A 6,890-nucleotide genomic window follows, 5' to 3' on the forward strand; every position below is an offset into this window, starting at 1 on the left:
TCATGGTGAGGCAAAACGCGTCGCGGCGCGGCTAGATCATTCGCAGGACGGGCGGCTGCTGCTGCGGACTGTAGGTGTGGCTGTCCACGTAGATCTGCGCCATCACCGCCTGCCACGACTCGATCTGGGGCGAGGACTTCCAGGTGCCCTCGACCAGTCCCACGATCACGGCCTTGTTGTCGTTGGTCAGTGTGTAGACCGGACCGCCGAAGTCCCGGCTGTCGAACCCCATGTCAGTGATGGCGAAACGGCCATTGCTCACCGAGCTGACCGAGCCGCATCGTTGTCCGGTCGCGCTGCGCAGCTGACACACCGGCATGCCCGGCTGCGCGCGCAGGCCGGGCGCGGAGCCCAGATGGCGCCCCGTCGGCAGCACATCGCTGGCCGTCACCTCCGGTGCGATCGCGATGACTTCGTATTCGACGGGCAGCATCGCGGTGTCCGCGCCTGCGGCGGCCTCGACCTGGCGACGTCCGAGTATCACCGAACCGATCGGCTTGCGGTCACGGTCGGTCACCGTCGACTTCCCGCCGTCGCACTGGCCACTGGTCACGGCGATCCGCAGCCGCGGCTCGACCAGCCCCACCATGCAGACCGCGTCGCCCTGGCGGATCTCCATACCGGGGAACACCGCGCCGCCGGGGTCGGCGGCCGCCTGACCCGGCACGGCGCACAGCGTCAGCGTGAACGCGAAGGTGATCGCTAGCCGGTACCACCGGCGGCTGAACTTTTTCATTGGGGCGCATCACCCCTCACGTCCATCAGGGGGACTATCGCGTTAGCTGCTTGACGCGCGTATACCCGCGGTCCATGCGTTCAAACCACCCGCGGAAAGGGCCGGGAAGCGAACGGCTGCCGGTGCCGACAAGGCCATGAAACGGACGCTTCGCCTGGGCCTTTCGCGATATCGGCATCCGGGGCGCTCGCCTCGGCGGTACGCTGCCGAACGGGTGGAGTTCACAGCTGCGTCTCTAGCGGGAGCTGCGCAAGGCGCGCGTGTACTGCAGCGTGGTCGGCGGCGCGGTCCGCCCCCCAACCACACACAGCGCCGCGTCGTGGCGCTGGCCTAACCCTTTGCACCGGTTAGGGTTTCGGCCCGCCGCCCAGCTCTTCCGCGAAGTGCCGCACCGCGTCGATGAGCGCGCGAAGCACCCGGTGCGCGGCGCTCAGGTCCGCATCGGATAGCGCACCGAGGGCGATCCGGGTATGGCTGCTCAGCGGGCGCAAGAACGATCGGGCGGTGACCAGACCGTATTCATCGTTGCGCAACAACACCTTTCGTCGATCCGCCGGATGGCTTTCACGACGGATATGACCCCCGTCGATCAGCCGGTCCACCAGGTAGGTGATCGCCGACCCCGACAACCCCATCCGGTGGCTGAGGTCGCCAGAAGTCATCGGCCGTCCACCGCTTTCTGCCGCCATGATGTGGAGCAGGGCGCGAAAGTCATTGGGCCGCAATCTATGCATCGGCGCGAACAGCTGGCCGATCTGATCGGACTCGGTTGACAGCTCCCGCAGATCGGCCGAGATCAGCGACTCCAGCTCATCGCGGCCGCAGCGCTGGGCATCAGCGTCCATATCTGTGTGCAGCATATCGCCGATCGGCCGTTATTTCAGTTACTTAATGGTTAACCGAGGATGCGTCGACGGGCCCATCGCCGCCCGCCCGCTCGGCTGGCACAACCGCCTGAAGTTCATTAAATTAATGTTTAAGTTATTGAACCACGTGGTATGTGGGTAGCGGGCGACGCGGGGCGCGTCTGGCGGTCAGCGCTGTGGTTTTGCCCGCCTCATCGGCGGGTATGAGGCGTGTGTTTGGACCGTGCAGGCCTGAGCATGCCAAGCCGTCCGGGAGGGAGCGCTTGCGCACATGAGGGCTTTGTCGTTTTCGCCGGCCACGGCCTCGCCGCCGGTGGTCATCGGTTGGTGCACCGCCGACGACTTCCAAGCGTGGCGATCGAACGTGCGCCGGATGGTGCTTGGCGACGTCGCGGACTTCGTCGCCGCGCGGCGCGTCGGCGAGCTCGACGATGCGCGCATCGACGCCGCCGGCGACATCCTGGTGGAGTTCGTCTCCGGCGGTAAATGCCTGCGATCCACCTTTGTGTATCTGGGTTGGCTATGCGGCGCACCGCCCGACGACGCGGCGCTGCGGGCCGCGGCCAGTTTCGAATTGCTGCACGCCTTTGCGCTGCTGCAAGACGACGTCATGGACGGTTCCGCCGAACGGCGCGGGCGCCCGTCGGCGCACCGGCAATTCGGCCAGTGGCACCGCGAGCGCGGTCTGTCCGGCTCGTCTCGGCGGTTCGGCGAATCGGCCGCCATTCTGCTCGGCGACCTGTGCCTCATCTGGGCCGAACAGATGCTGCGCGACAGCGGCGTCGAGCCGCTGCGCCTGCAATGCGCGTGGCCCCGCTATGACGCCATGCGCACCGAGCTCGCCCTCGGGCAGTTCGCCGACCTGGTCAACGACGCCCGGCAAATGCCCGGGCTGGAAGTCGTGCTCGACGTGGCGCGGCGTAAGTCGGGGAACTACACCGTGCGCCGGCCGCTGGAAATCGGCGCGGCCATGGGCGGGTGCGACGATCGAACGCTGTCCCAACTGGGCCGCTACGGTGCCGCCGTCGGGGAGGCGTTCCAGCTTCGTGACGACGTGCTCGGCGTTTTCGGTTCGCCCGCCATCACGGGCAAGCCCTGCGCGGGCGACCTGCTCGAGCGCAAGGCGACCAGCGTCGTGGTGGCCGCCCACCAGCTGGCCGACGCGCCGGTGCGGCGCGAACTTTACGAACTCGCGAATCGTGAAACCCTCGACGACGCCGCGATCGACAGGTGGAAAGCGCTCATCGTCGAGACGGGAGCGGTGCGGCTGATCGAGGAGATGATCGGCGACCGCATCGCTTCCGCGTGCGAGCACCTCGGCGACCTGCCGATCGATGGGCCGGTTCGCACCGCGCTGGCCGAAATGGCAGCCGTCTGCACGGATCGCGCCGAATGACGAGCACCGACCGGGGAGCCTGTTGATCATGCGGACCATCGAAGGGCGCGGAAATCACGTGGTGGTGGTCGGCGCCGGATTGGCCGGCCTTGCCGCGGCGTTGCACCTGGCCGGCCGGGGCCGTGCGGTCACGGTGGTCGAGCGCGAGCCATGGCCCGGCGGGCGGGCCGGTCGCCTCGACATCGACGGCTACCGCATCGACACCGGGCCGACGGTGCTCACCATGCCGGACATCATCGACGAGACGTTCGCGGCGGTCGGCGAACAACTGCGCGACCGCATGGAGCTGCTGACGGTGGACCCCGCTTATCGCGCCGTGTTCGCGGATGGCAGCACGCTGGACGTGCACAGCGACGCGGATCGGATGGCCGACGCCGTCGCAGAGTTCGCTGGCTTCGGGCAGGCAGCGGGCTATCGACGACTTCGGGAGTGGTTGACGCGGTTGTATCGCACCGAATTCGACGGCTTCATCGCCGCGAACTTCGACTCACCACTGTCGCTGCTCACCCCGCAGTTGGCGCGGCTGGCCGCGATCGGCGGCTTCCGTAAATGGGACCGGATGGTCCAGCGGTACATCAGCGACTCACGGTTGCAGCGGATCTTCACCTTCCAGTCGCTGTACGCCGGCGTCGCGCCGCGCGATGCCCTGGCGGTCTACGCGGTGATCGCCTACATGGACACCATCTCGGGCGTGGTGTTTCCGCGCGGCGGGGTGCGGGCGCTGCCCGACGCGCTGGCCGCGGCCGCCGCGGACGCCGGCGTCGAATTTCGTTACGGCGCAACCGTTACCGCGCTCGAACGGGTGGGCGGTCGGGTGACCGCCGTGGTGACCGAGCGGTCCGGACGCATCGCCTGCGATGCGGTGGTGTTGACCACCGAACTGCCGCAGACCTATGCGCTGCTCGGCCGCACACCGCGTCGCGCCGTGCGGCTGCGCCCCTCACCCTCGGCCGTTGTGGCGCATCTGGGCTGCCCCGCCGTCGCATCCACGACCGCCCACCACACCATCCTGTTCGGCGAGGCATGGGATCAGACCTTCACCGACATCGTCCGCGACGGCCGGCTCATGCGGGACCCGTCGCTTCTGGTCACCCGGCCGACGGCCGGCGACCCCACCCTGGCGCCCGAGGGGCGTGATCTGCTCTACGTGCTCGCCCCCGCCCCGAACCTGGATCGCGGCACCATCGATTGGGCCACTGCCGGCGACCGCTACGTCGAGGACATGATCGCGCACGTCGGCGACCGGCTGCTGCCCGGGTTGCCGCACGACGCAAGGGTTTTGGGCGTCGTCACGCCCGCCGACTGGGCGCGCCAGGGCATGGCGGCCGGCAGTCCGTTCGCGCTGGCCCACACCTTCGGCCAGACGGGACCGTTTCGGCCGGGCAACCTGGTGCGCGGCGTCGACAACGCGGTGCTCGCGGGGTCCTCCACGGTGCCGGGCGTCGGCGTTCCGACCACGCTGATTTCCGGGCGGCTCGCCGCCGACCGCATCACCGGGATCGCCGCGCGGTCGGCCGCGCACGTCGACATGAAGGCCGGTTCGCCATGATGCGCGGCGAGCTGACGGCGGCCGGAATCGACGACCCGTGGTTGCGCGACGGGTATCGCCGGTGCCGGGAACTCAACGCCGCGCATGGCCGCACCTTCTTTCTCGCGACCCGGTTGCTCGCGCCCGACCAGCGGCCACCCGTCCATGCGCTGTACGGTTTCGCCCGGTACGCCGACGACATCCTCGACGATCTCGACCCAGCGGTCGGCGCCGACGTCCGCGGGCGCAGGCTGGCGCAGCTGTCGCAGCGATTCTTCTCCGGCGATGCGCACCTGGACGATCCGCTGGTCGCCGCCGTGACCGACACCGTGCGCCGCTATCGGATCAGCGCGGAGTTGTTCGAGGACTTCTTGGCGTCGATGCGGATGGACCTCACGATCACCGACTATCCGGACCGCAAGGCCCTCAACCGCTACATGCGCGGCTCCGCGGAAGCCATTGGGCTGCAAGTGCTTCCGATATTGGGCACGGTGACGCCCGTGCAGGAGGCGGCGCCGTACGCCGCGGCGCTGGGCCGCGCATTCCAGCTCACCAATTTCCTGCGTGACGTCGACGAGGACCTGCAACGCGGCCGGGTCTACCTGCCGGCCGACGAACTCGCCGCCGACGGGGTCGACCGGGAGCTGTTGACGTGGTGTCACACACACCGCCGCACCGATCCGCGGGTGCGCCGCGCCCTGGTCGCCCAGCACGAAATCGCCCGGCAGACTTACCGATTCGCCGCTGACGGGATCGCTACGCTCGCCCGCCGCTCGCGACCGTGCGTGGCGACGGCGGCGGCGCTGTACTCGGAGATCCTGGACTGCATCGAAAGAAGCGACTTCGCGGTGTTCGATCACCGGGCCACCGTCGGCACGGCGCGACGACTTCGGGTCGCCGGTGCGGGACTGATACGGTCGTGGCGGGCGCGCAACGGCGCGCGGGGCGTTCGTCAATCGGGGGCCGCATGAGCGATCGGTGGCAATACCTGGCGGTGCTGGCCGCATGCCTGGTGATCACCGCGCCGCTGGAGATCTTCGGCCCTGGCGTCTACCGCCAGTGGCGACGGGCCGTCAAGGCGATCGTGCCGGTGGCCGCGGTGTTCTTGATCTGGGATGAGATCGCCGTCGCCGCGCACGTGTGGACTTACGACCGCGCCTATCTGTGCGGCCTGGGCATCCCCTTCCGGGTGCCGATCGAAGAGGTGCTGTTCTTCCTCGTCATTCCGGTCTGCGCGTTGCTGACCTACAACGCCGTGACCACCATCCTGGACAAGGTGCACCGCCGATGACGGGCCTGGGCTACACGCTGCCGGCCACGCTGGCGGTATTGCTGGTCTGCGCATTGGAATTGGCGGTGCTGCGGACCGGGCTCTTCCGCCGTCCGGCGTACTGGCTGTCGATGCTGATCGTGCTGGGATTCCAGATACCGGTGGACGGCTGGCTGACGAAACTCAGCTCCCCCGTCGTCAGCTACGACGAGCGGCAGCTGAGCGGCGTGCGCTTCCCATTCGACATCCCGGTCGAAGACTTTCTGTTCGGCTTCGCGTTGGTCACCGCGGTGCTGCTGCTGTGGGAACGGCAACGTGCGCGTCGGTGATGCGGGTCCCGCGCCCGCCGACTTGGCGGCCGCGTTCGACGCGGGCGCGCCGGCTTACGACCGGCTGGTCGGGGCCAGCCCCGGTTACCACGCGCAGCTGACCCTGTCGGCGCGCCGGATGCGAATCCAGAACCGCGGCAAGGGGTTACGGTTGCTCGATGCCGGCTGCGGCACGGGCGCCTCGACGGCTGCGCTGCTCGCCACCGCACCGGAGGCCGACATCGTCGCCGTCGACGCCTCGCGCGGAATGCTCGACGCGGCGCGCGCCAAGCAGTGGCCCGCCTCGGTGCGCTTCGTGCACACGCCGGTCGAAGAACTCGCCGAGCACGGGGTCACCGGACCATTCGACGGCATCCTGGCCGCCTACCTGATCCGTAACGTCGCCGACCGCGACGCACAGCTGCGCAGGTTCTGCGAGCTGTTGCGTCCGGGCGGCACCCTGGCGGTGCACGAATACTCGGTACGCGACTCACCCGCCGCGACCCGCATCTGGCACGCCGTGTGCTGGGCCATCATCATTCCCGCCGGGTGGTGGCGCACCCGGGACGCCGGGCTCTATCGCTACCTGTGGCGCAGCGTATTGGATTTCGACGGCGCCGCGCGGTTCGAGACACGCCTCGCCGACGCCGGCTTCACCGCCGTGCACAGCGAGACGATGCCCGGCTGGGAGGCCAACATCGTGCACACCTTCCTGGCGGACGCGCCGCGATGACCGCCGACCGGCGGCGCCGAACGTTCGCCGCGCCAACGGGATTGCCGGGCGCT

The 6,890-nt window shown here is 68.9% G+C and carries 8 protein-coding genes; 6 read left to right on the plus strand and 2 right to left on the minus strand.

Annotation, left to right across the window (positions count from 1 at the left end; all coding sequences use genetic code 11):
• Positions 1-31 precede the first annotated feature (31 nt).
• Positions 32-736: a hypothetical protein gene (locus tag DQP58_RS25440; RefSeq protein ID WP_112710848.1), complete on the minus strand. Its 705-nt coding sequence runs from the start codon at positions 734-736 to the stop codon at positions 32-34.
• A gap of 347 nt (positions 737-1,083) precedes the next feature.
• Entirely contained in the window at positions 1,084-1,596 is a 513-nt protein-coding gene (locus DQP58_RS25445) for a MarR family winged helix-turn-helix transcriptional regulator (protein WP_112710849.1), read from the minus strand.
• Positions 1,597-1,873: 277 nt separating this feature from the next.
• Here DQP58_RS25445 and DQP58_RS25450 point away from each other — a divergent pair, with 277 nt between their 5' ends.
• Genes DQP58_RS25450 through DQP58_RS25475 form a run of 6 tightly spaced genes read left to right on the plus strand, consistent with a single transcriptional unit; the run spans position 1,874 to position 6,837 of the window.
• Positions 1,874-2,998, plus strand: a complete 1,125-nt coding sequence (locus DQP58_RS25450; protein ID WP_112710850.1) for a polyprenyl synthetase family protein — start codon at positions 1,874-1,876, stop codon at positions 2,996-2,998.
• A 28-nt stretch (positions 2,999-3,026) separates the two neighbouring features.
• The gene (crtI, locus tag DQP58_RS25455; RefSeq protein WP_112710855.1) at positions 3,027-4,547 is read left to right on the plus strand and encodes a phytoene desaturase family protein; all 1,521 of its coding nucleotides are present in this window, start codon (positions 3,027-3,029) and stop codon (positions 4,545-4,547) included.
• Complete coding sequence (locus DQP58_RS25460; protein WP_112710851.1) at positions 4,544-5,497, plus strand: phytoene/squalene synthase family protein; 954 nt, start codon at positions 4,544-4,546, stop codon at positions 5,495-5,497. Before crtI ends, DQP58_RS25460 begins: the two co-directional genes overlap by 4 nt.
• Entirely contained in the window at positions 5,494-5,817 is a 324-nt protein-coding gene (locus DQP58_RS25465) for a lycopene cyclase domain-containing protein (protein ID WP_112710852.1), read from the plus strand. The genes DQP58_RS25460 and DQP58_RS25465 overlap by 4 nt, the downstream gene beginning before the upstream one ends.
• Positions 5,814-6,125: a lycopene cyclase domain-containing protein gene (locus DQP58_RS25470; protein WP_112710853.1), complete on the plus strand. Its 312-nt coding sequence runs from the start codon at positions 5,814-5,816 to the stop codon at positions 6,123-6,125. Before DQP58_RS25465 ends, DQP58_RS25470 begins: the two co-directional genes overlap by 4 nt.
• Positions 6,112-6,837 carry a class I SAM-dependent methyltransferase gene (locus DQP58_RS25475; RefSeq protein ID WP_112710854.1) on the plus strand — a complete coding sequence of 242 codons (726 nt, stop codon included), beginning with the start codon at positions 6,112-6,114 and terminating at the stop codon, positions 6,835-6,837. The genes DQP58_RS25470 and DQP58_RS25475 overlap by 14 nt, the downstream gene beginning before the upstream one ends.
• Positions 6,838-6,890: the final 53 nt, after the last annotated feature.

The organism is Mycobacterium colombiense, from assembly GCF_003284975.1.
Taxonomy (GTDB): Bacteria; Actinomycetota; Actinomycetes; order Mycobacteriales; family Mycobacteriaceae; genus Mycobacterium; species Mycobacterium europaeum_A.